The sequence below is a fragment of the Thalassospira indica genome (genome assembly GCF_003403095.1).
Lineage (GTDB): Bacteria > Pseudomonadota > Alphaproteobacteria > Rhodospirillales > Thalassospiraceae > Thalassospira > Thalassospira indica.
The window spans coordinates 1150484-1173356 of sequence record NZ_CP031555.1 but is presented as its reverse complement, the minus strand read 5'-3'; the positions used below and the strand labels follow the sequence as shown (position 1 = coordinate 1173356).

At 54.8% G+C, this 22873-nt stretch carries 23 protein-coding genes and 1 tRNA gene; 16 read left to right on the top strand and 8 right to left on the bottom strand.

Features of this window, described 5'->3' with window-relative positions; genetic code table 11:
- Positions 1-420, top strand: coding sequence for a phage tail protein (locus tag DY252_RS05595; RefSeq protein WP_064787322.1), 420 nt, complete (start codon positions 1-3; stop codon positions 418-420).
- Positions 417-1391 carry a contractile injection system protein, VgrG/Pvc8 family gene (locus tag DY252_RS05590; protein WP_064787323.1) on the top strand — a complete coding sequence of 325 codons (975 nt, stop codon included), beginning with the start codon at positions 417-419 and terminating at the stop codon, positions 1389-1391. Before DY252_RS05595 ends, DY252_RS05590 begins: the two co-directional genes overlap by 4 nt.
- Here the strand turns inward: DY252_RS05590 and DY252_RS05585 are convergent, their stop codons facing one another.
- Positions 1392-2120, bottom strand: coding sequence for an antA/AntB antirepressor family protein (locus tag DY252_RS05585; protein WP_064787324.1), 729 nt, complete (start codon positions 2118-2120; stop codon positions 1392-1394).
- A gap of 159 nt (positions 2121-2279) precedes the next feature.
- Entirely contained in the window at positions 2280-2819 is a 540-nt protein-coding gene (locus DY252_RS05580; protein ID WP_082923318.1) for a helix-turn-helix domain-containing protein, read from the bottom strand.
- A gap of 46 nt (positions 2820-2865) precedes the next feature.
- Here DY252_RS05580 and DY252_RS05575 point away from each other — a divergent pair, with 46 nt between their 5' ends.
- Both DY252_RS05575 and DY252_RS22755 read left to right on the top strand, forming a co-directional pair.
- Positions 2866-3381 carry a hypothetical protein gene (locus tag DY252_RS05575; RefSeq protein WP_064787326.1) on the top strand — a complete coding sequence of 172 codons (516 nt, stop codon included), beginning with the start codon at positions 2866-2868 and terminating at the stop codon, positions 3379-3381.
- A gap of 3 nt (positions 3382-3384) precedes the next feature.
- Positions 3385-3627 carry an ogr/Delta-like zinc finger family protein gene (locus tag DY252_RS22755; RefSeq protein WP_064787327.1) on the top strand — a complete coding sequence of 81 codons (243 nt, stop codon included), beginning with the start codon at positions 3385-3387 and terminating at the stop codon, positions 3625-3627.
- 105 nt (positions 3628-3732) lie between these two features.
- Here the strand turns inward: DY252_RS22755 and DY252_RS05565 are convergent, their stop codons facing one another.
- Both DY252_RS05565 and DY252_RS05560 read right to left on the bottom strand, forming a co-directional pair.
- Positions 3733-4134, bottom strand: a complete 402-nt coding sequence (locus tag DY252_RS05565; RefSeq protein ID WP_082923319.1) for a helix-turn-helix transcriptional regulator — start codon at positions 4132-4134, stop codon at positions 3733-3735.
- Positions 4135-4167: 33 nt separating this feature from the next.
- Positions 4168-4425 (bottom strand): type II toxin-antitoxin system RelE family toxin, encoded by a 258-nt coding sequence (locus tag DY252_RS05560; protein ID WP_064788213.1) that lies wholly within the window; start codon positions 4423-4425, stop codon positions 4168-4170.
- A 387-nt stretch (positions 4426-4812) separates the two neighbouring features.
- Between DY252_RS05560 and DY252_RS05555 the strand changes: the two genes are divergently transcribed.
- The 9 genes from DY252_RS05555 to DY252_RS05520 all read left to right on the top strand — a co-directional run bounded on the left by DY252_RS05555 (position 4813) and on the right by DY252_RS05520 (position 12127).
- The gene (locus DY252_RS05555; RefSeq protein WP_064787328.1) at positions 4813-5076 is read left to right on the top strand and encodes a hypothetical protein; all 264 of its coding nucleotides are present in this window, start codon (positions 4813-4815) and stop codon (positions 5074-5076) included.
- Positions 5077-5078: 2 nt separating this feature from the next.
- Positions 5079-5360: a hypothetical protein gene (locus DY252_RS05550; protein ID WP_064787329.1), complete on the top strand. Its 282-nt coding sequence runs from the start codon at positions 5079-5081 to the stop codon at positions 5358-5360.
- Positions 5348-7996: a toprim domain-containing protein gene (locus tag DY252_RS05545; protein ID WP_231959607.1), complete on the top strand. Its 2649-nt coding sequence runs from the start codon at positions 5348-5350 to the stop codon at positions 7994-7996. The genes DY252_RS05550 and DY252_RS05545 overlap by 13 nt, the downstream gene beginning before the upstream one ends.
- On the top strand, positions 7997-8632 hold the full coding sequence (locus DY252_RS05540) for a hypothetical protein (RefSeq protein ID WP_064787330.1): 636 nt from the start codon (positions 7997-7999) through the stop codon (positions 8630-8632).
- An 18-nt stretch (positions 8633-8650) separates the two neighbouring features.
- Entirely contained in the window at positions 8651-8863 is a 213-nt protein-coding gene (locus tag DY252_RS05535; RefSeq protein ID WP_064787331.1) for a hypothetical protein, read from the top strand.
- Positions 8864-9291: 428 nt separating this feature from the next.
- Positions 9292-10005, top strand: coding sequence for a hypothetical protein (locus DY252_RS05530; RefSeq protein WP_129542684.1), 714 nt, complete (start codon positions 9292-9294; stop codon positions 10003-10005).
- A gap of 180 nt (positions 10006-10185) precedes the next feature.
- Positions 10186-10854 carry an ASCH domain-containing protein gene (locus tag DY252_RS22325; protein WP_197482543.1) on the top strand — a complete coding sequence of 223 codons (669 nt, stop codon included), beginning with the start codon at positions 10186-10188 and terminating at the stop codon, positions 10852-10854.
- On the top strand, positions 10851-11042 hold the full coding sequence (locus DY252_RS22115) for a hypothetical protein (RefSeq protein WP_064787334.1): 192 nt from the start codon (positions 10851-10853) through the stop codon (positions 11040-11042). Before DY252_RS22325 ends, DY252_RS22115 begins: the two co-directional genes overlap by 4 nt.
- A complete protein-coding gene (locus tag DY252_RS05520) occupies positions 11021-12127 on the top strand; it encodes a tyrosine-type recombinase/integrase (RefSeq protein ID WP_197482544.1) in 1107 nt (368 codons plus the stop codon). The genes DY252_RS22115 and DY252_RS05520 overlap by 22 nt, the downstream gene beginning before the upstream one ends.
- 167 nt (positions 12128-12294) lie before the next feature.
- Here the strand turns inward: DY252_RS05520 and DY252_RS05515 are convergent.
- The 4 genes from DY252_RS05515 to DY252_RS05500 form a co-directional block, all read right to left on the bottom strand.
- Positions 12295-12371 (bottom strand) — tRNA-Ile (locus tag DY252_RS05515).
- 106 nt (positions 12372-12477) lie between these two features.
- Positions 12478-14556: an RNA polymerase sigma factor RpoD gene (gene rpoD, locus DY252_RS05510; protein WP_064787335.1), complete on the bottom strand. Its 2079-nt coding sequence runs from the start codon at positions 14554-14556 to the stop codon at positions 12478-12480.
- A gap of 116 nt (positions 14557-14672) precedes the next feature.
- Complete coding sequence (gene dnaG, locus DY252_RS05505; RefSeq protein ID WP_064787336.1) at positions 14673-16562, bottom strand: DNA primase; 1890 nt, start codon at positions 16560-16562, stop codon at positions 14673-14675.
- A 160-nt stretch (positions 16563-16722) separates the two neighbouring features.
- Entirely contained in the window at positions 16723-17178 is a 456-nt protein-coding gene (locus DY252_RS05500) for a GatB/YqeY domain-containing protein (protein ID WP_008889523.1), read from the bottom strand.
- Positions 17179-17546: 368 nt separating this feature from the next.
- On the opposite strand from DY252_RS05500, the gene carA reads away from it, so the two are divergent.
- From carA to greA, 3 genes are all read left to right on the top strand, one after another.
- The gene (gene carA / locus DY252_RS05495) at positions 17547-18713 is read left to right on the top strand and encodes a glutamine-hydrolyzing carbamoyl-phosphate synthase small subunit (protein WP_064787337.1); all 1167 of its coding nucleotides are present in this window, start codon (positions 17547-17549) and stop codon (positions 18711-18713) included.
- A gap of 96 nt (positions 18714-18809) precedes the next feature.
- The gene (gene carB, locus DY252_RS05490; RefSeq protein ID WP_064787338.1) at positions 18810-22052 is read left to right on the top strand and encodes a carbamoyl-phosphate synthase large subunit; all 3243 of its coding nucleotides are present in this window, start codon (positions 18810-18812) and stop codon (positions 22050-22052) included.
- Positions 22053-22155: 103 nt separating this feature from the next.
- Positions 22156-22629 (top strand): transcription elongation factor GreA, encoded by a 474-nt coding sequence (gene greA, locus DY252_RS05485; RefSeq protein WP_008889520.1) that lies wholly within the window; start codon positions 22156-22158, stop codon positions 22627-22629.
- Positions 22630-22873: the final 244 nt, after the last annotated feature.

Genomic DNA, 22873 nt, shown 5'->3' with positions numbered 1-22873 from the left:
ATGCTTCTTTCCCTTGGACTGTTCGTCTTCGAACTTAAAACCGTTCCCTATGAAACCCTGAAGCGATCAACCGAATATCGCTGGTCAGCGACCAACCGGTTCGGAAAGGCCCCTGCCCACCAGTATCTGGGGCCGGGAAACGACACCTTGACCATTGATGGCAAGCTGATGCCGGAATTGACCGGCGGCCCGGTTCATCTGACCAAGCTGCGCGAAATGGCCGCCAGCGGCAAGGCGTGGATCCTGACAGCCGGGAATGGTGATGTTTTGGGAAAGTGGTTCATTGATCGGATCGAGGATACGCGGTCGCACATGGTTTCGAACGGCCTTGCCCGAAAGATCGAATTCACCATCTCGCTTACCCGTTATGGTAATGACGACAACGAACAACTCGGCAATCTGATGGACAGCAAGCCATGATCCCGCAATACCAGATTATCGCTGATAGCATCGATGTCACCGCCCGCATGCAAAAGTATCTCAACAAAGTTCGTGTGATCGACAAGCCCGGTGTTGAGGCAGACCAATGCGAGATTGAACTGTCTGACCCGGATGGAACCTTGAACCTGCCCAAACGCGGTGTGCGCCTGCAGGTGTTATTGGGCTATGACGGCGATCTCCAGGACAAAGGCACATTCACAATTGATCAGGTCGCGGAATCCGGCCCGCCCGATATCGTCACAGTGTCCGGATGCAGTGCGGATTTCCAGGGCCCGTTCAAGATCCAGCGCGAGGAATCCTACAGCAGCAAGACAATCGGCGAGATCCTGACCACAATCGCCAAGCGATATGACCTGATCCCCGCGATCGAGGACGGACTTGCAGGAATCCTGATCGACCATATCGACCAGACCAATGAAAGCGATCCCAACTTCCTGACCCGTCTTGGCAAGGATTATGACGCGATTGCCACCATCAAGGCCGGTCGCCTGCTGTTTACCCCGGTCGGCTATAACAGGACGATCAGCGGCATCATGCTGCCAACCGCCCTGATCAAACGCGATGAAACCAGCACCCATCATTTGCAGATCGCCGACCGGGAAGGAACCTTTTCCGGTGTACGAGCCAAATGGCGCGACCATAATGGCAATCGCACCCGATATTCCACAGCCGGGAACGGTGACAACTGGAAGACGCTCAAACGCATTTTTCCCAGTGCTGTCACGGCCTATCACGCGGCAAAGGCCGAATGGGCCCGGATGCAGCGCGGTCAGATCACCATCAGCCTCACGGTGGCCAATGGCGACCCGTCAATTCACGCTGGCCAGCCGCTTCGGCTATCCGGGTGGCGACAGGAAATCAGTGGTGTCAATTGGGTGGCTGGCGAGGTATCGCACGAATGGACGGATGGCGGGGCGTCTACATCACTTGATGCGCAAGCCCGCCTGTAGTCAGCCATCTGTATCATTTCCTGCGGAAAGCAGGTTGTGACGAAGATGGCCAAGCAATGCGGACTTTTGCTTTTTGTCTGCCTCTCGCCATCCGGCCAACAGTTCCCGCTCTGCCGCACTCAAAGACCTTTCACCCCACTGCCAGTATGACAGGTCAAAACCGATCCCGACAAACAGGTCATATTCGGATTTGCGTTTGGGAAAGGCATGGAAATCTTCAAATGCCGTGATCTTCTGCATCGACAGTGCTACCGATTTGGCAAAGTCCCGCTTGGTCGCAAAGCCCAACCGCAATCTTTCCTCGGCAAATCGCTGTCCCGGCAGCTTGCCAATTCCGTCACTGCGCAGATCGGATATTAAATCAACCTCAACAGCCCGGCCCGATAATCCGGCCCGCCACTGCTTTTCAACTTCGATAAAATAGCGCCTAGCTTCCCGGCCTCGTGCCGTGCGCTCGACCATGGAAAGTTCCTTGGCCATGTCGAGAGTGATGTAATAGTCGATAACAGTTTGAACACGTGATTTTGAGCTCGCCCGTTTTGGCGAGCGCAAATTCTCACTTCGGATGAAATCTTCACCCTCGGCAAAGCCATAGCGTTCGATACGCGCTTTGATCCAGTTCGAGAAATCGCGCCCGACCTCCAAAAAGGCATGAAGGTCACGCGCATTCACCGTTTCGATGGTTTCCCCGCCAAGGGCGGAACTTTCGATCTTTACCGGAATGACCATTCAGTATCCCCACATTGCAAGGTGTTGTCGTCATGGCAACACCTTGACGGTCGATATGCACACTCTCTGGATTTCAGAAATAACGCAAAATGCGTTATTTTTATAACCTCACAACAGAACAGGCCCGGACGCACCATACTTTAGGATAGAACAACCGGATCACTCCCTGATCGACAGCCGCATCAACCCCCAAAGACCGCTGATATCAAGCCCTCCTGCCTCGCCGCGCAACGCATCCGGCTCGGCCTCCAGGGCATCATAGATTGCAAAATAAAGCTCTGTCTTTTCGTGTGGCGGGATAGTGCGCCGATGCTTTTCAAGGAAATCCTCGACCGCCACCACCACCTCAACGAACAGGGATCTGTCAAATGCAGGCCATTCGAATAACTCGTTCGGCGTGATCCCGTAGACATGACACAATCTGAGCAAAGTACCGTAATCGGCCTTGCGGGGCCCGACATCACTTTCATAGCCATACAGGGTTGACTGGTGATTGATACCCGCCAGTTCCGCCGCCGCAGCAGCAGACAATCCCTTGCGTTTTCGCGCCGCCTTCAATCGCGCCCCGATATTCGGATTCCCTTTGGGTTTCACTTGTTTTGCCCTGATTAGTGCAATTGCCATTTGGTCGATCCGTATCGATTCCATGTAGCAACCTCCGCCTGATACCTCATTATCGGGTCTTGTTAGATAACTCATAATGAGTTATTTCGGACATGGTTACACCATCAGGGGGTGAAATGCCGTGTCTATCGACCAGAACATCGGACAGGAAAACTTCAAGGAAACCCACGGGGCGATCCTGCGCAAGCATGTTGGAGATGCGCGTCGCAACGACAATGGCCTGCGCATTTCCATCACAGAACTGGCAGAACAAACACCGTTCATTTCGCGTACTGTAAAGTCCTGGCGCAATGCTGCGACCTGCCCAAACCTTGCGGACTGGATCATCCTCGCCCGTTTGCTTGGCCCGCATTATGTCAATGATTGCCTGCGCCATGCCGGTTTTGGCAATGCCGAACCGTTGCAGTTTTCAGCCTCTGTCCAGATCACCGGCAACCATGCGCAATACGAACTTGCGCAAAGGATGGCGTCTTTGTCTGAGGCCATGCTGGACAATCACATCGATCGCATCGAACGCAATCAGTTGATCCCGGAATTCCAACAACTTGTCTCGCTGTTAAACCTGTTCATCTGGGGATTGCAACAATCTGGCAATCCCGCGCCGGGGGGCGCACCAGCCACAATCGTAAAGGATTGATACATGTCTGCCTCCGGCCACAACGCCATGAAATGCCCGCACTGCGGATCAAGCTGCAGCACCGCGAAAACCCGTCAGGTCACAGCCCTTTACCGGGAAATAACCTTGTCATGCCGCAACCCCGACTGCCTCCACGTCTTTCTTGCCGAAATGAACGCCATCCGCACCTTGCGGCCAAGCCTTATCCCGGCACCGGACGTCAACCTTCACATCGCGCAAACCACAACACAGCCAAACCCGGCGTGACCAATGGTCCATCAGGGGGACATGATGCAATCTTGCACTCTTAACGAAAAAGCCCGTGCCACCACTGGCACGGGCCGATATCTCAACAGTCAGTCAAGGGATCGATCAGGCGGGCTCGAAACTTGGTCCGGTTTCAAGCATCCCGTAATCAACATCAAGCGCCTTTGCCAAGGCAGCCTGCAATTTCCTGGACGGCGGATTTTTGCCGCGTTCGATCATGCTGATGTAGTTTCCGGCGACATCGACCTTTTCGGCCAGTTCGCCTTGCGTCATTCCGCGAAACTCGCGGAACACCTTGACCGGGTGGTCGCCAGCAAGAACACGCTGCATCACTTCATACGGGTACCGGGATCCGTCATCATCACGGGCAGCGACGTCCGCGAGTTGTTCATCAGTCAGATATTCTTCCGCAATTTCCGGTGCGAGGTTGCGAAACTCCTCAAAAGTCATGGTTACAGCAATTGGAAGCCCTTCCTCGTTACGCAGGAAGGTGTATTTGTTGGGCATGTGTTAGGCTCCGTGAACAGGAACAATCCGGGATCAGTTCTTGTATGCCGATCCTCGGGGGGCAATCTTGATGATATCAAGGATATGTCCGTCTTCTGTGTAGAGGATCCGGTACTGGCCGACGCGCACGCGATATACATTCTCGCGGTTGGTCAGCTTCTTTATGTCCAGATCATCCCGTGCGGGGTTTTCAGCCAGTTGCTGGATCACCGTATCGATTTTCTGGGCTTGATGGGGCTGCATCTTGTTCAGAACTTTGAACGCTTGCTTCGAAATGGTGATCTTAAGCATCAGGTCATCCTTGCTATCAACGAAGAAAACATAACTTTTATTTATACACATCGCAAGTCATTTTATAAATCATTCGAAATTATTTTTATAACTCGTGACTTGACGACATCCCGCAACAGGCGTATGGTCCAACCTATCGGCGGAAATAACCCGCCGTGGGGGAGTAGAAACCCTCTGATCCAGACGGTCAGCCGTCACGTTAGTTGCGGCTATTTTTGTGCCCGGAATCCGGGTGCATCTCGCTTATGGCGGGAGGGCGGTGAATACAAGACCCGAAAGGGGAATAAACCCGCCTGCCTCTGGACAGGTTTCTACCCTCCCGCCACCAGCGCGGTCGTAGAAAGCCGTTCTGGTGGTGTTGTGAAACGCTATCCAGAGGGCTTTAACATGACCGACAAACTCATTTCCTTTGACCAGATCGAAACCACCGAACAGGCTGCCATGCTGCTTAATCAGCTGTATGACGGGCTTGAAGGCATCGCGCTTCTGATTGAAGCCGGACACAAGGAACAGGCCGCCTCGATCGCCCGCATGGGCATGACCGCCTGCCTCATGGTCACTCCCCCACTTGAAGAAACCATCGCGGATCTGGACGAACAGATCGACACCAGCCCACGCAAGCCCATCGCTTGGCATGGACAGGAGTCCTGATCATGCAGCGCGATCCAAAATTTGTTTCCGATATGGCTTTCACATGGGCCGCGTTCAGTGCAGCAGAAACCCTGCTGCACGGGATCTCGCGCAAAAGCGACAAGACAGATGACCACGCGGACCTTCTGATCGACTTCCTGCAGGTAGGCGATCATCTGCAGTCACCGGCCTATTTCATTGACAAGACCATCGAACTGCAAAGCTGGCTCATGCCCTATCGGGCCGAGGCCATCCGCATTGTCGCCCAACAGCAAACGCAACGGGGCATCACATGCGCGAAATGACCGATGATGTCAGGCAGGAAGTCGTCAAGCGCCTGATAGACGATTACCGTTTCAAGCCGGTAAATGACTGGTTGCGGCAAGGCCGCTGCCCGTCTTGCAACCGTCTGGAACTGTTCACCAAGGCAACCAGCCCATGGGTAATCAAGTGTGGCCGCGAGAACAAATGCGGCCACACCGCCAATGTCAAAGACCTGTACCCGGATGCCTTTGGCAAGTTCAATGAACGCTACCCGGCCACCACCGAAGATCCGAACCGCACCGCTGATCGCTATATGGATTTCGTGCGCGGGCTTGATCCCAAGAAAACAAAGGGGTGGTACCGGCAAGGCAAATTCACCCATAGCTGGGGCGACCGCGAAACCGCGACTGTGGTGTTTGATATCAGCCGCGGCGAAAACATCTTCATGGAACGGTTGATCGAAACCGTCCGCATTACCGATCCCAAAACAAAGAAGGTCGATGACCGTCGCGCCAATTTTGGCAGTGTTCCCTATAAGGGCCGGTGGTGGACACCGCCTGGACAAAAGCTGAAAGACGGGGATGAACTTTGGATTGTCGAGGGTTGCATAGATGCCGCAACCCTTGCCGTTAACGGGCAAAAGGCCGCCGCGATCCTGTCAGCCTATAACCTGCCTGATATCGAACTGGACAAGCTGAAGGCAAAGAACATCACCCTGATCTGGGCGATGGACAATGATGTGGCCGGCAGACGCCACATTCGAAAATGCATCCGGCATGTTGAGAAGAATAGCACCACGCTGATCAACAAGGCCGCACTGATCCCGCAGAAAGATGGCAAAAAGGTCGACTGGAACGACGCGCATCTTGCCAATGCCCTGACCAACAAGGATATCGATCGGTATCGCTTCCATGGTGATTTGCTGCTGGCAAAAAGCGCAATGGAAAAGGCCTATCTGGTCTGGGAACGTTACAAAAGCCGCAACTTTGCTGTGGAGTTTGAAACCCGGACCTACTGGTTTTCGGTCGTCCAAGAGATTTACAACGCCCAGATTAACCAGTGCGCCGACAATGGTATCAAAGGACCGGAAGCAGAAGAGATTGCCGTTCGCAAGGCATCCCGTCTTGAAGAAATCGCGAATTGCACCTTCAAATTCCTGTATTTCCAACAGGACAAGCAAACCGACGAAAGCTGGTATTACACCCGTATCGAATTCCCGCACGGTCGCCACACCATCAAGAACACCTTTTCCGGTGGGCAGGTGGCCACGGCCAGCGAATTCAAAAAGCGGCTTTTATCGATCGCACCCGGTGCGCTTTATACCGGCAACTCTGTACAGTTGAACTGGCTGGTGAAGCACTATCTCGACAACATCAAGATTGTCGAGACCACCGACTTCATCGGCTATTCAAAGGAACATGGCGTTTATGTTTTCAACGACCGGGCGGTCGCATCCGGCAAGGTTGTTGAAATCAACGACGAAGACTTTTTTGAAGTCGGCAAGACATCGATCAAGTCGCTAAACCAGTCCCTGCAACTACATATCGGCGATGCCACCGACTACATCGCAGATTGGTCGGACATGGTCTATGCCGCCTATGGCGCCAAGGGCCTGATCGCGACCGCGTTCTTCCTTGGAAGCCTGTTTGCCGAACAGATCCGCGCCCAACAAAAATCCTATCCCTTCCTTGAAATTGTCGGTGAAGCCGGGGCCGGTAAATCAACCCTGATTGAATTTCTTTGGAAGCTGGTTGGCCGATCAGACTACGAAGGCTTTGACCCGAACAAATCCACCCTTGCCGCCCGCGCCCGTATTTTCTCTCAGGTGTCGAACCTTCCGATCTGCCTGATCGAAAGTGACCGCGAAGACAGCGCCAAGGCCAAACAGTTTGATTGGGACGAACTCAAGACTGCCTACAACGGACGCGCCAGCCGCGCCCGTGGCCTCAAGAACGGCGGCAACGAAACCAGCGAACCGCCCTTCCGGGGATCTGTCGTTATCAGCCAGAACGCAGCCGTGAATGCGTCTGATGCGATCATGCAGCGCATCATCCATACCACCTTTGACACAACCGGCCACACACCGGCCTCAAAGGTGGCCGCAGACGCGCTTGCCGCCATCCCGGTGGAACATGTCAGTTTCTTCCTGATCAAAGCTGTGACACAGGAAAAAAAGGTGCTGGCCCACGTCTTCAGCCGAACCGCACATTGGGAAGCTGAAATCCTGAAGCGCCCGGACATCCGCTCAAACCGTATCGCCAAAAACCACGCGCAACTTATGTCCTTGGTCGAGGCACTGGCAGAACTCACGAACATGCCAAAGGAACGACTGGATGAAACGATCGATGCCCTGATGTGGGCTGCCTTCCATCGCCAGAAGGCTATTAGCGCAGACCATCCGATGATTGAGGAATTCTGGGAAGCCTATGACTTCCTTGGCGATGAAAAACTCAATCACGCAATGAGGCTGGATAACCACATTGCAATCAACCTCAACCACATGCAGGCGGTTGCTCATCATCATAACCAGCAACTGCCACCACTTTCCGATCTCAAAAAGTTTCTGAAGCAATCGCGAACCCGCCGCTTTCGCGAGATCAAAGCTGTGCGCAGCACCAACAAGGCGTTCGATGGCAAGACCGTCAAATGCTGGATTTTCTCATGGGAGGGCAAATAGATGCAGACCACTGAAAGCCTGAAGGTGCTGGTCGCGTGCGAATTCTCCGGCACCGTTAGACGTGCTTTTGCACACCGGGGCCATGATGCTTGGTCCTGCGATCTACTTCCATCTGAGGACCGATCAAATAAGCACATCGTCGGTGATGTTCGCGACATCCTGGACGACGGATGGGACATGCTGGTCGTCGCACATCCGCCGTGCACGCGCCTTTGCAATAGCGGCGTCCGTTGGTTGAGCGTTCCGCCTTCAGGCAGAACCATTGATCAGATGTGGCAAGAACTGGAAGACGGTTGCGACCTGTTTTCCCACCTGTGGAATGCATCGATCGACAGGATCGCGATCGAAAACCCTGTGATGCACAAACATGCAAAGACGCGCATTCGCAATTACCAACCGCCCGCCCAAAGCATTCAACCATGGCAGTTCGGACATGGCGAAACAAAGCGCACCTGTCTTTGGCTCAAAAACCTGCCCAAGCTCGAAGCGACAAAGATTGTCCCCGGTCGCACAGCACGTGTTCACAGGATGCCACCCGGCCCGGAACGCTGGAAAGAACGATCGCGATTTTTCGACGGCATTGCCGATGCCATGGCCGACCAGTGGGGAAACATCAAGCAGCAAGACGCTGCGTAGCAATCAGGGAGACCATCAATGAACATCAACGCAGAACGTCTCGAAGCACTGATCAACAGTTCCATGATTGAAATCGAAAATCAGGGCGCAGATCGGGAACGGCACGTTGTCGGTATTATCGGTGATGTCGAAGTGCATCTGACAATCACGCGGGATCCCGCTGACAAATTTCATATCGATGATCGCGACTGCCCATCGATCTGCTTTTTCAACCTTGATCTGCGGGATTGAAGCGATGCCAATTTCACCTGAAAACCGGGCTTTGTACCCTATAAACTGGCCGCAAATCCGTGAGAAGATCCTTACACGCGCCAAAAACCATTGTGAATGGTGCGGGGTTAGAAACCATGCGTGGGGATTCCGCACTGACAAAGGCCGGTTCATCTCGGTCGGGAAAAGGCCGCTACGCAAATCCGGGCACAAGGACACACCGTTTTACCTTGCGCGTAACGGGACTTCCCATCGGATTGTTAAGATTGTTCTGACGATTGCCCATGTTCACAACCCTGATCCGGCAGATTGTCGCGACGAAAATCTCGCAGCACTCTGCCAGCGATGCCACAACAGGCACGATGCTCCAATGCGTCGAGAGAACGCCAAACGAACGCGTCGCGCCAAAATGGCGATCGGTGATCTGTTCGACGCAAAAGGGGGCGCATATGTCCAATAGCATCCGTCCGCTTGACGATCACTACCGATCCCCGCCGTGCGCAGCCCGCGCCCTCGTGTCGGTCGAAAGTTTCCCCGGCGGTATGCATGAATTCTGTGCTGGTGATGGAATTCTTGCTGCAGCCGCTGCGGATATTGTTAATCACGAGAACGTGGTCGCAACAACGATTGGCGACCTGACCGGCAAAAAAACCTATTACCCTGTGACCGGGAACCAAGACTTCCTGAAGCGGAAGGAATTGATCAAACCTCACCTGTTCAGTAATCCACCATATGGTCGCCTGCATGGCCAACGCGTCGGCAAGGCACGAGCGGCAACAACGATTATACGGCACGGCATTGATCTGCTTACCGATGCTGGCCCCAATGGCGGAAAATTGTGCTGCCTACTGGACCTTCGATACCTTCTATCCGAAGACAGGAACCTCGATGACGGGCTTTTCACCGACCATCCGCCAGCCCGCGTTCATGCCTTTATGGATCGGATCACGATGTATCCTGCCGCATTTGAAGGCAAGACAACACGCGGCAAGCAGTCCTTTGCATGGTTTATCTGGGAATGGCCCTTCTTCCGTCCCGGCTATGTTACCCCCATTACGTCGCGCCTGCATGGCAAAGCGTTCGTTCACCCATCCGACAAGGAACGGTTCGATCTGAGCGATATCGTATCGACCAGACAGGAAATTCTGGAGGCGGCGGAATGAAGGATTGTCCGATATCCAACCCCTGCCCGCTTGCCACGGACCCTAATGCGATCGAGGTGGACAAGGGAACTTGCCCCAGATGCCGCCGAACATTTCGCGGCGCACTCAACCATCAAGAATTGCCGCCAACCCTTTTGGAACTGGCGATCATGGATGCCAAGAACAGGGAGGCAAAAAGCCATGAATGAACTGATTAAGGATGCGCAGAAGGCAATCTACACCCTGACCGCAGAGACAAAATCTTTGCACAATCAGATATTCGAACTGCGCCGTGAACTGAAAGCGATCACGCAAAGCAGAATACCACCATCATATGAAATGATCCGTCTTTCCAAGTCACAGCAAATCGGGTTGATGAAACGCCGCGCAGACTGGGAAGAAAAGCAGAACCATCTTCAGATGATGACCAAGCGTCTTGCCTTTGCCAATCAGGAAATCGGCCATTGGAACAACCGGATATTCTGGGAAGGGCAACCGATACCCGACATATTGCCGGAACTGGCTTTAAGCGTTCGCCAACCGTGGGGACACCGGATCCTGTTTGAAGGCAAGGACATTGAAAACCGCGACCGGCGCACGAAGGTGCGTGGCACGATCTTTGTCCATTCCGCACTGACGATCGAGGAAGATGGCCAAGAACTTGCCGATCGTTTGCGTTTGCCGGTCGGCGGCCTGATCGGGACGGTCGATATCGTCGATTGCGTATCGGAATCCGACAGCGAATGGTTCTTTGGCCCATATGGCTATGTGTTGGCCAACCCGCGCCCGATGCCCTTCGTTCAGTGTCGAGGCATGCCCGGTTTCTTCAAGCCCGATGTTGATTGGGATTCCGTGAGGGCTGCAGCATGAGCCGCCGCGCAGGTGTAACAGAAACGGAACTGAAAAGGGCAATCAAGGTCGCGACAGAGCGCGGCCTGACTGTCTCTGAAATCATCATGACCGCCGACTGTGTACGCCTCAAAATCGGATCAGTTGACGAAAGCGAAAAGCCGGTTGAAGATAAGGCACCTTTGGCATGGCCGACGAGAACCCCTTGAAACTTAATCTGCCTGGACTGATTTGCGAGAAACTTCCATCCGGTAATGAACGCTATCGCGTCCGTGTGGAAGGATCGCCCAAGCGCAGGATCCGGCTGCACATTCAGCCCGATCATAAGCAGTTCATGGAGCATTATCACGCGGCGCGGGCAGGCATAGAACTATCCCCGGAACCAGACAGCCCAGCCGACCGGCATGTCCGCGAAAGCCTCGATTGGCTGATTGCAAAATATCTGGACGCCCTTCAAAGCAAGGTTGATGCCGATCTTGCATCGCCTCTGACTATGATGCAGCGGCGCGGACTTTTGAACGAACTTGGCAACCGGATCAATGAAGACGGCAACAGGTTTGGTAACTGCCACATGTTGATGCCTACATCCGAGATTTATAAGGTTCATGAAGCACTCGGCAACACACCGGGCAAGGCCGACAATCTTCTGAAGTCGGTCAAGGCCATGTACCGGTGGGCTAAACGAACTGGCACCGCGCATATCAATCCCGCTGAAGGCGTTGAACGCTACAACATCAATCGCGGCGGCGCGACACCGTGGTCTGTTGAAGACCTGAAGAAATACCGATCGGTTCACAAACCCGGAACCAATGCCCACCTTTGCATTACCCTGTTTATGTTTACCGCTTGCCGGATCAGTGACGCCTATCGTCTGGGGCGCGAACATGAATTCACCCGGGACGATATGCTTGGGCTTGGCTGGCAACCGAAGAAAAAGGGATCGAAGTATGTCGCCATCCCGATGCTTACCCCCTTGGTCAAGGCCACACGCGCACCCACCGTTCAGGGCCAGACATACTTGCTGACCGAATACGGCCAGCCGTTCAAATCGGAAAAGGGCCTCGCGAACAGGTTCAAGAAATGGTGCCTTGAGGCCGGACTTCCCGACCGCACCAGTCACGGGATCCGAAAGGCTGCTGGAAAGCTGCTGACCGAAATGGGATGCACACAGTATCAGGTGATGGCCATACATGGACACGCTGTCGCCCAGACATCCGAAGTCTATACCAAGGATGCCGATCGGTGGCTTCTGGCCAAGGAAGCAATGCAGCGATTGAAACACGTCGACTGGTAGGATCTGGATCCTCGATCGCCAAACCGGCCACCTTCAGATGGTCGGTTTTTTTGTGTCTGATTTGACCTGAAACACCCCGGATGAAAGGCCAATGTGTCCCACGACCGGTTTGAACGTGGGACACATTTCCAATAAATCATTGAAAAACATGAATTTTATTGGGGGTTTGGTAGGCCCGGAGGGACTTGAACCCCCAACCAGACCGTTATGAGCGGTCGGCTCTAACCAATTGAGCTACGGGCCCCCAAGACAAAAGTCCGGGTAAAGAAAAGACCGCACCGGTGGTCCGGTGCGGTCCCGAAAACTAGCGATTTTCCGGCCAAGGTCAAGCCCGAACCGCATGTGATTTCTTAATAATCGAGGAACGAACGCAGTTTGCGCGAGCGCGACGGATGCTTGAGCTTGCGCAGCGCTTTTGCCTCGATCTGACGGATACGTTCGCGGGTCACAGAGAACTGCTGACCAACCTCTTCGAGGGTGTGGTCGGTGTTCATACCGATCCCGAAACGCATACGCAGAACACGTTCTTCACGCGGGGTGAGCGATGCCAGAACACGCGTGGTTGTTTCACGCAGGTTGGCCTGGATCGCTGCATCAAGCGGCTGAACGGCGTTCTTGTCCTCGATGAAATCGCCCAGATGGCTGTCTTCCTCGTCCCCGATCGGAGTTTCGAGCGAGATAGGCTCCTTGGCGATTTTTAGAACCTTGCGGACCTTCTCAAGCGGCATCTGCAGCTTTTCAGCCAGCTCTTCCGGGGTCGGTTCACGGCCGATTTCATGCAACATCTGGCGCGAGGTACGCACCAGCTTGTTGATGGTCTCTATCATGTGAACCGGAATACGGATCGTACGGGCCTGGTCGGCAATAGAACGCGTGATCGCCTGACGGATCCACCAGGTCGCATAGGTCGAGAACTTGTACCCACGGCGGTACTCAAACTTGTCCACCGCCTTCATCAGGCCGATATTGCCTTCCTGAATAAGGTCAAGGAACTGAAGACCACGGTTGGTATATTTCTTGGCGATCGAGATCACGAGACGCAGGTTGGCCTCGATCATCTCTTTCTTCGCACGGCCTGCTTCGCGTTCGCCCTTGTTGACCACGCCGTAAACGCGGCGGAATTCGCCAATCGGAAGGCCAACTTCGGCCGAAACGCCACCAACGCCTTCGCGCAGGTTGGCGATTTCGTCGGGATAGCGTTCAACAAACGCCTTCCAGCCCTTCCCCGGCAGGCCGCCAACGCGTTCCATCCAGTTCGGGTCAAGTTCATGCCCCTGATACTGTTTGATGAAATCAGGACGTTTGATCTTGCAACGGTCGGCAAAGCGCAGAAGCTTGCCTTCAAGGCCAAGCAGACGGTTGTTCAAACCGGTCAGATGGTCAAGCAGTTCCTCGATACGGAAGTTGTTCAGGTGAACATCTTCCATGAGGTCGACCATCTCGTTCTTGAGCTTGTTATAGCGTTTTTCGGTCGCAGCCGGAACGGCTTCACCCTTGTTCATCGCGACCAGACGCTGTTCCTGCGCCTTGTGCAATTTCTCATAGGTCTTGGCGATCAGCTCGAACTTCTCGAGAACCTGCTCGGTCAGTTCCTCTTCCATTTTGGAAAGAGAGACGTTGACCTGCTCGTTCTCGTCATCGTCGTCATCATCGCCTTCGCGTTCACCGGTGCTTTCGCCGTCTTCACCCTCTGATTCCTCAGACTCGTCGTCTTCGTCCTCTTCTTCCTCGGCATCGTCGGTGATGCCTTCGGGGGTTTCGGTCTCGGCTTCTTCGTCATCGTCGTCATTGGCCGACTCGAAGCTTTCGACATCGGCCTCTGGATCGACGTCGGTGTCTTCTTCATCGCCTTCGGCAGCGGCAATTTCCGCTTCCGGGCCACCGCCATAGGTGGTTTCAAGGTCAATGACGTCACGCAGCAGAAGTTCGCCAGCCTGAAGCTGATCATGCCAGTTTACAATCGCACGAATGGTCAGCGGGGATTCACAAATCCCGCCGATCATCATGTCACGACCGGCTTCGATACGTTTGGCAATGGCGATTTCGCCTTCGCGCGACAGCAGTTCAACACTGCCCATTTCGCGAAGATACATACGCACCGGATCATCGGTCCGCCCAACATCATCCTCAGAGATGTTGCCACGCGGATCGGCTTCGGAATCATCGCTGTCGTCATTGTCGTCGGCTTCGTCGCCATCGATGACATTGATGCCCATCTCGTTGAGATTGCTCATCACGTCTTCGATCTGCTCCGAGGAGAAGTGCTCGGACGGCAGAGCCGCGTTCAATTCATCGACCGAGATGTGGCCTTTCTCCTTGCCCTTGGCAATGAGCTTTTTTATGGCCGACTTATATGTATCGAGAAGAGGTCCGTCTGCGTTTTCAGAAGAGTTCTTTTTCTCTTCAGCGTTCGAAGTCTTAGACGACATCTATTCCCCGTTTCCCGCTGGGTACGTTCGTACCGTTGTTGTCCCAAGCGCCGTGTCTTTCAGCGCAAATCACAAATAGCCCGATCGCTGACCCAGACCATACAAATGATCAATGATCAGTCGTCGAGCTTAAACACTTTCTCCCGGCGTCGGGCCAGATCTTCCCGTCTATGAGAAAATCTTTCCCATTCCTCCTCGCTGGTATCAGCTGCCAACTGTCGGACGGCGTATTTTGCCTCTTCGTCCTCCAGGGAGCTTACAGCCATGGAAAAAACCTGTTTCCAACCCGTCAGGGCCCGTTCGAGCGGCGTTTCGGGCTTGGCGAAAGCAGCGTGCGCAATAACATCGGCACTAACCACCCGCAAAACTGTCTCTGACAGCCCGTCGCGCTCCAATTGGGCCTTGATCGTTTCGCAATCAAGTCCAGGATCATCGTCAAGCAGCTTTAAGACGGCCCGACGAAGATTGTCAAGCGCGGAGTCTGCACAACTATAGATTCCCAACTGTTCACCGATCTCATCATGCAAGGCAGGATGGTTGATCAATGTCAGCAAAAGAATGGAGTCCTGCAGGTCACGCTTCTTTTGCATGGGTGGTCGCGACATGCCCGGAACCGCTTTACCGGCCGGACCCCAGAAATGGTCATTTTTTCCGCGTTTGCCACCCCATCCAGATTTTTTATTTTGGAAACCGCCCGAATTTCCCGACCGATTTGCCGCTTTTCCGCCCCGGTCGCCCTTGAACAGTTTCCAGATACGATCACGGAACACCGCATTATATTGCGATCGAACCGCCTCATCAGCAATCACCGAAACCCGCTGATTAATCGTCGCTTCAAGCGCGGCACGGCGTTCGGGTGTATCGATCTTGTGTGCGCCAACATCCATGCGCCAAACCAGTTCGGCCAACGGCACGGCATGTTCGATGATTTTGCGGAAACTGTTAAAGCCGTCCGGGGCTGCCATCAGACTGTCCGGGTCTTCGCCCTCGGGCAGGATCGAAAACAGTAACGACTTGCCCGGACGCAGGATCGGAAGCGCACGCTCAGCTGCACGTACTGCCGCGCGCTTGCCCGCATCATCCCCATCCAGACACAGTATCGGCTCATTGGTCATTTTCCAGAGTTCGCCAATCTGTTCTTCGGTCACCGCCGTCCCCAGCGGCGCCACGGCCCCGCGAAAACCGGCGCGATGCAGGGCGATCACATCCATGTAGCCTTCGGTGACGATGATCGGCGCATCCTGACGCGATGCTTCGCGGGCCTGCGGCAGGCCGTACAATAGCCGCCCCTTGTGAAACAGCGGGGTATCCGGGCTATTGAGGTATTTTGGTTTGCCATCACCCATGACGCGTCCGCCAAAGGCAACCACCCGCCCGCGGCGATCCAGGATCGGGAACATTACGCGCCCACGGAACCGGTCATAGCTTTGGCGACCGCCCTCTTCGGGGTCAATCAGAAGCCCGGCCTCGATCATCAGTTTTTCATCGATCTCTTCGCGCTTAAGCGCTGCTTTCAGCGCGCCGCGATTATCCGGGGCATAGCCCAGCCGGAAATCGGAAATCGTCTTGTCATCCAGCCCGCGCTGACGGAAGTAATCCAGCCCCTCTTTGCCTTCGGGCATCCGCAACATGCGTTCGAAAAACGCACAGGCCGCCTCCATGACTTCGTAAAGGGTTTTGGCTTTCTGCTCGCGTTCCTGAGCTTCGCGCGATGGTTTGGGGACGTCCATGCCGACCTGATTGGCCAGCACTTCGACCGCCTCGACAAAGGTCAGGCCACGGGTATTCATCACAAAGCTGATGACATCGCCATGCGCGCCACAGCCAAAGCAGTGATAGAAACCCTTTTGCTCATTAACCGTGAAGGACGGGGATTTTTCAGAATGGAACGGGCACAGCCCGGAATATTCCCGGCCGCGTTTGATCAGCTTCACCGATGTACCGACGACGTCCGCCAGTCCCACCCGCGCCCGCAGGTCGTCTAGAAACGACTGGGGAAAGCTCATGTGTGCCCCGTTCCCGTAATGTCACAGCAGTGTGCCGCAACTCTGTTGATTGGTCCCTGCCCCGGTCGACCTGATTGATGTGATTATTGTCCGGTCCCGGGACGACGAAAGCCGGACGATTTTACACGCCCGGCTTTCAAATGACATAGTCCTGTTGCGATTAACCCAACAGTTTTTTGGCGACACCACCGGCTTTGCCGAAATCCATTGTGCCGCTGTATTTTTCACGCAGGGCTGCCATGGTGCGGCCCATATCCTTAAGGCAGGTCGCACCGATTTCCGAAACAGTGCCACGCACGGCGTCTTCGATTTCTTCATCGGACAGCTGGGCCGGCAGGAACTTTTCGATGACCTCGATCTCGGAGGCTTCCTGTTCGGCCAGTTCCGGGCGATTGCCCTTGGTGTACATTTCAATGCTTTCGCGGCGCTGTTTTACCATCGCCTGAAGCAGATTGATGATTTCATCATCTGAAATGCCATCGGTGTTGCCGTCGCTCCGTGCGGCGATATCGCGTTCTTTCAGTGCCGCCAGAATAAGGCGCACGGTGGTTACGGAGCAGGCATCCTTGGCAAGGACGGCCTTTTTCAAAGCGTCGTTAAGCTGCGATCGCAGCATGGCTCATCTCTGATTCTGTGGAAGAAAGGAGCGAACATACCGCAAAACGGCATTTGACGCAAAGAAAACGTTAACGCGCAAGTTATTGATTTTATTGCAAAAATAAAAGTTTAGATGCGTCCTTGACATGCCATGGCGACTCCCGTAGACATCCGCCAATTTGCCTGCCGGGATCACGCTTTGCCCCGCTTTCCGCACCCCCTTGCTGACGCTTTTGCGCTGTTGGCATACCTTGCTGGAAACCACTTGGCACGTCTGCATGGCCGGTATGCAGGTTAACAGCAGCCGTTTTTGTCGGCCTGCGCAGAATTATTATATATAAAAAGACTCCGTGTTTCACCGTGGAAAGATCGAAAGGACATTTGCCAATGTCAGCGCCCACGCACACCCCGCCCCCTGGTGCTTCTGCCGTTCTGGTTCTCGCAGATGGTTCAGTTTTTTGGGGACGCGGCGTCGGGGCCCGAGGAGAGGTCGTTGGTGAAGTCTGCTTCAACACGTCGATCACGGGCTATCAGGAAATCATGACCGACCCTTCCTATGCCGGTCAGATGATCACCTTTACCTTCCCCCATATCGGCAATGTCGGCACCAACGACGAAGATATCGAAAACGCCAAACCGGTCGCCCTTGGCTGCATCCTGCGCCAGGACATTACCGAGCCGTCAAACTACCGCGCCCAGAAACATTTCAATGACTGGCTGGCTGAACATGGCCGGATCGGAATCGCCGGCGTAGACACCCGCCGCCTGACCAAACGCATCCGGACCGAAGGCGCGCCAAATGGTGTGATCTGCCACAGCGAAGATGGCAGTTTTGATATCGAAGCCCTGATCGCCAAGGCCAATGACTGGCCGGGTCTCGAAGGCATGGACCTTGCCAAGGACAATAGCTGCACTACCGGTTACGACTGGGACGAAGCCCTTTGGACCCGCGAAGGCGGATACGGTAAGGTTGGCAATGCCAAGCACCACGTTGTTGCCATCGATTACGGTGTAAAGCGCAACATCCTGCGCAATCTCGCAAGCCTTGATTGCAAGGTCTCGGTTGTTCCGGCCACCACCTCGGCCGATGAGATCCTTGCGATGAACCCGGATGGCATCTTCCTGTCAAACGGTCCGGGCGATCCGGCCGCAACTGGCGAATACGCAGTTCCAACCATCAAGACCCTGATCGACAGCGGCAAGCCGGTATTTGGCATTTGCCTGGGTCATCAGATGATGGCGCTGGCGCTTGGTGCGAAAACCATGAAAATGGATGTCGGCCATCGTGGTGCGAACCACCCGGTCAAGGACACGACCACGGGTGTTGTTGAAATCACATCCCAAAACCATGGCTTTGTCGTCGACAAGGACAGCCTGCCTGCAAACGTCGAAGCAACGCACTTCTCGTTGTTTGACGGATCCCTTGCCGGTCTGCGCCTGAAAGACAAGCCGGTCTTCGCTGTTCAGTACCACCCCGAAGCATCGCCGGGGCCGCATGACAGCCACTACCTGTTCAAACGTTTCGTTGGTCTGATCGAGGACGCCAAAGCCTGATCCCCGGATCAGGACACGCCCGAGATTACGCGATTAACGGACTTAAACGAGGCGGTGCTGCACGCGCGCCTGCCCTTGCGAAAAGCGGAAAACGACATGCCGAAACGTACAGATATCAAATCAATCCTCATCATCGGTGCCGGCCCGATTGTTATTGGTCAGGCTTGCGAGTTTGACTATTCCGGTGCCCAGGCCTGCAAGGCCCTTAAGGAAGAAGGCTACCGCGTCATTCTGGTCAACTCGAACCCGGCGACCATCATGACCGACCCGAACCTGGCCGATGCGACCTATATCGAGCCGATCAAACCGGCCATGGTCGCCAAGATCATCGAAAAGGAACGCCCGGACGCGATCCTGCCGACCATGGGTGGTCAGACGGCCCTGAACACCGCACTCGCCCTGTTTAACGACGGCACGCTTGAAAAATACGGTGTCGAGATGATCGGTGCGAAAAAGCACGTCATCGAAAAGGCCGAAGACCGCCAGCTGTTCCGCGAAGCCATGGACAAGATCGGCCTTGAAAGCGCGCGCTCGGCCATGGTTCGCACCTTTGAGGATGCGGTCAAGGCACTTGAAGTCACCGGCCTTCCGGCGATCATCCGTCCAAGCTTCACCCTTGGCGGCGAAGGCGGCGGTATCGCTTACAACCGTGAAGAGTTCGAACAGATAGTGCGCAATGGTCTGGCGATCTCACCGACCCACGAAGTCCTGATCGAAGAATCCATTCTCGGCTGGAAAGAGTATGAAATGGAAGTCGTCCGCGACAATGCGGATAACTGCATCATCATCTGCTCGATCGAAAACGTCGATCCAATGGGCATCCATACCGGCGACTCAATCACTGTCGCCCCGGCGCTGACCCTGACCGATAAAGAATACCAGATCATGCGCGACGCCTCTCTGGCGGTTCTGCGCGAGATTGGTGTGGATACCGGCGGCTCGAACGTTCAGTTCGCGGTCAACCCGGATGACGGTCGCCTGATCGTGATTGAAATGAACCCGCGTGTGTCTCGTTCTTCCGCACTGGCATCCAAGGCAACCGGCTTCCCGATTGCCAAGATCGCCGCCAAGCTTGCGGTTGGGTATACCCTGGATGAGCTCGATAACGACATCACCGGCGTCACCCCGGCCTCGTTCGAGCCGACCATCGACTATGTCGTCACCAAGATCCCGCGCTTCACCTTTGAAAAATTCCCGGGCGCCAAGCCGCTTCTGGGCACTGCCATGAAGTCGGTCGGCGAAGCGATGTCCATCGGTGGCTGCTTTGCCGAAAGCCTGCAGAAAGGTCTGCGGTCGATGGAGACCGGGCTTACCGGCCTCAATGAAGTCAAAATCGAAGGTGCGCCGGACAAGGCCGCCATTCGCGCCAAGCTGACCCAGCCGATCCCGTTCCGTATCCTTTACGCTGCCCAGGCCTTCCGTCACGGCCTGACGCTTAAGGAAATTCAGGGTGCGACCAAGTTTGACCCCTGGTACCTCAAGCAGATTGAAATGCTGGTGGCCGAGGAAGAAAAAGTTCGCGCAAACGGCATTCCGACCGACAAGCAGGAATTGCTGCGTCTGAAAAAGCTCGGCTTCTCGGACGCTCGTCTTGCCGAACTGGCCGGCAAGGACGAAGACGCTGTTCGTGCGGATCGTCACGCCCTTGGCCTGCGCCCGGTTTACAAGCGCATTGATACCTGTGCGGCCGAATTCCCGTCGCGCACCTCGTACATGTATTCCATGTATGAAGGCGACGGTTTCGTTGAGCCGGAAAACGAGGCAGAAGTCACCGACCGCAAGAAAGTCATCATTCTTGGTGGTGGCCCGAACCGTATCGGTCAGGGCATCGAGTTTGATTATTGCTGTGTACATGCGGCCTATGCGCTGCGCGAAGCAGGTATCGAAGCGATCATGGTCAACTGCAACCCGGAAACGGTTTCAACCGACTATGACACCTCCGACCGTCTGTATTTCGAACCGCTGACCGCCGAAGACGTGATCGAGCTTTGCCAGCTTGAACAAAGCAACGGCGAACTGCTTGGCGTGATTGTTCAGTATGGTGGCCAGACCCCGCTGAAACTTTCTGCGGCCCTTGAAAAGGCAGGCGTTCCGATCCTCGGCACCAGCCCCGACAGCATTGATCTCGCCGAAGACCGCGACCGGTTCCAGGCCCTGATCAACAAGCTTGGCCTGCGTCAGCCGGCAAACGGTATTGCCCGTTCCGTCGACGAAGCCGTCAAAATCGCCGAGGGCATCGGATACCCGATCGTCATCCGCCCAAGCTACGTTCTGGGTGGCCGTGCGATGGAAATCGTTCACACCACCGAAGACCTTCTGCGCTACATGCATGAAGCAGTTTCTGTATCAGGCAAAAGCCCGGTTCTGATCGACAGCTTCCTCCAAGACGCGATCGAAATTGACGCCGACGCCGTATCTGATGGCGAGAACGTCTTTGTCGCAGGCATCATGCAGCATATCGAAGAAGCCGGTATCCATTCCGGGGATTCGGCCTGCTCCCTGCCGCCCTACTCGCTTGATGAAGCGATGATCGAACGCCTTAAGGAACAGACCGTTCAGCTCGCCAAGGCACTTGACGTTATTGGCCTGATGAACGTTCAGTTCGCGATCAAGGATGACATCATCTATCTGATCGAAGTGAACCCGCGTGCCTCGCGTACGGTGCCGTTCGTGGCCAAGGCAACCGGCAACCCGATTGCCAAGATCGGAGCCCGTATCATGGCCGGCGAAAAGCTTGGTGACTTTGAAATCGATCATGGTCCGTTCAAGCATATCGCAGTCAAGGAAGCGGTCCTTCCGTTCAACCGCTTCCCGGGCGTTGATACCTTGCTTGGTCCGGAAATGCGTTCGACCGGCGAAGTCATGGGTCTGGACACCGATTTCGGTCGCGCCTTTGCCAAGGCACAGATGGCAGCAGGCCATACGCTTCCGCTTGAAGGGAAGATCTTCATCTCGGTCAAAAACTATGACAAACCGGCCGCTGTTCAACTGGCGCGCGACGCCATTGCGCTTGGCTTTGGCATCGTTGCGACCCATGGCACTGCAGAAGCTCTTGAAAAAGAAGGGCTGGACGTCACCCCGGTCAATAAGGTACAGGAAGGACGTCCCCATATCGTGGACATGATGAAGAACGGCGATATCAAGCTGGTGTTCAACACCACCGAAAGCAAGCAGGCCGTGGTCGACAGTTTCTCGATCCGCCGTACTGCGCTTACCGATGACATCCCGTACTACACCACTGTCGCCGGTGCCCGCGCAACCTTGCGCGCCATCGACAACCTGAAACGCGGCGCACTTGAAGTCCGTCCCGTTCAGGAATATCTTGGGGACAAGTACTAAGGTTCTTAATCTGAACCTGACGGAAGAATTCAGACCGCCCGGCGGGATGCCGGGCGGTTGATTTTGTAGTATCGACCGCTAATAAGAATAGGCTGTGAGCGCGATGGAAAAAGTACCAATGACCCCCCAGGGGCATCAGCGTCTCGAAGAAGAACTGAAGCATCGCAAGTCCGTCGAACGTCTTGAAATCATCAAGGCCATCGCGGATGCCCGCGAGCATGGCGATCTTTCGGAAAATGCCGAATACCATGCTGCACGCGAACGCCAAAGTTTCTGCGAAGGTCGTATTGCCGAGCTCGAAGACGTGCTCAGCCGCTCCGAAGTTATCGATATCAAATCCCTTGCGGGTGATGTCGTGAAATTCGGCGCCAAGGTTCAGCTCGTTGACGAAGACACCGACGAGGAAACCACCTATCAGGTGGTTGGCCCGATCGAAGCCGATATCAACGCTGGTCGCATCTCGACCACGTCGCCAATCGGCCGTGCGCTGATCGGCAAGTCGGTCGGTGACTCTGTCGAAGTCACCGTGCCCGGCGGCACCAAAAGCTATGAGATTTTGAAGGTCGATTTCTCGTAACAGGGAATATCAGATTGCTCAAAACGGCCCGCTTAAACCGCGGGCCGTTTTTTTTATGTCTGATTACCTGCAACGGCGACACCTCAACGAGGCAAGCCCGATAAGTAGTCCCCCACAAACACACACAAAAATTGAAACACTTTCATTCAATTTTTCTTTAAATTGCACTTTGATCTAATTAATGTAGCCCTAAGATAAGATTTCTCAAGCAGAACTCATCTCTGAAGAGAAGTCTGGGGAGACT

Coding starts and splice junctions, on each gene's coding strand:
- DY252_RS05595 (WP_064787322.1), top strand. CDS start 1: ATGCTTCTTTCCCTTGGACTGTTCGTCTTCGAACTTAAAACCGTTCCC.
- DY252_RS05590 (WP_064787323.1), top strand. CDS start 417: ATGATCCCGCAATACCAGATTATCGCTGATAGCATCGATGTCACCGCC.
- DY252_RS05585 (WP_064787324.1), bottom strand. CDS start 2,120: ATGGTCATTCCGGTAAAGATCGAAAGTTCCGCCCTTGGCGGGGAAACC.
- DY252_RS05580 (WP_082923318.1), bottom strand. CDS start 2,819: ATGAGTTATCTAACAAGACCCGATAATGAGGTATCAGGCGGAGGTTGC.
- DY252_RS22755 (WP_064787327.1), top strand. CDS start 3,385: ATGTCTGCCTCCGGCCACAACGCCATGAAATGCCCGCACTGCGGATCA.
- DY252_RS05565 (WP_082923319.1), bottom strand. CDS start 4,134: ATGCCCAACAAATACACCTTCCTGCGTAACGAGGAAGGGCTTCCAATT.
- DY252_RS05560 (WP_064788213.1), bottom strand. CDS start 4,425: ATGCTTAAGATCACCATTTCGAAGCAAGCGTTCAAAGTTCTGAACAAG.
- DY252_RS05555 (WP_064787328.1), top strand. CDS start 4,813: ATGACCGACAAACTCATTTCCTTTGACCAGATCGAAACCACCGAACAG.
- DY252_RS05550 (WP_064787329.1), top strand. CDS start 5,079: ATGCAGCGCGATCCAAAATTTGTTTCCGATATGGCTTTCACATGGGCC.
- DY252_RS05545 (WP_231959607.1), top strand. CDS start 5,348: ATGCGCGAAATGACCGATGATGTCAGGCAGGAAGTCGTCAAGCGCCTG.
- DY252_RS05540 (WP_064787330.1), top strand. CDS start 7,997: ATGCAGACCACTGAAAGCCTGAAGGTGCTGGTCGCGTGCGAATTCTCC.
- DY252_RS05535 (WP_064787331.1), top strand. CDS start 8,651: ATGAACATCAACGCAGAACGTCTCGAAGCACTGATCAACAGTTCCATG.
- DY252_RS05530 (WP_129542684.1), top strand. CDS start 9,292: ATGTCCAATAGCATCCGTCCGCTTGACGATCACTACCGATCCCCGCCG.
- DY252_RS22325 (WP_197482543.1), top strand. CDS start 10,186: ATGAATGAACTGATTAAGGATGCGCAGAAGGCAATCTACACCCTGACC.
- DY252_RS22115 (WP_064787334.1), top strand. CDS start 10,851: ATGAGCCGCCGCGCAGGTGTAACAGAAACGGAACTGAAAAGGGCAATC.
- DY252_RS05520 (WP_197482544.1), top strand. CDS start 11,021: ATGGCCGACGAGAACCCCTTGAAACTTAATCTGCCTGGACTGATTTGC.
- rpoD (WP_064787335.1), bottom strand. CDS start 14,556: ATGTCGTCTAAGACTTCGAACGCTGAAGAGAAAAAGAACTCTTCTGAA.
- dnaG (WP_064787336.1), bottom strand. CDS start 16,562: ATGAGCTTTCCCCAGTCGTTTCTAGACGACCTGCGGGCGCGGGTGGGA.
- DY252_RS05500 (WP_008889523.1), bottom strand. CDS start 17,178: ATGCTGCGATCGCAGCTTAACGACGCTTTGAAAAAGGCCGTCCTTGCC.
- carA (WP_064787337.1), top strand. CDS start 17,547: ATGTCAGCGCCCACGCACACCCCGCCCCCTGGTGCTTCTGCCGTTCTG.
- carB (WP_064787338.1), top strand. CDS start 18,810: ATGCCGAAACGTACAGATATCAAATCAATCCTCATCATCGGTGCCGGC.
- greA (WP_008889520.1), top strand. CDS start 22,156: ATGGAAAAAGTACCAATGACCCCCCAGGGGCATCAGCGTCTCGAAGAA.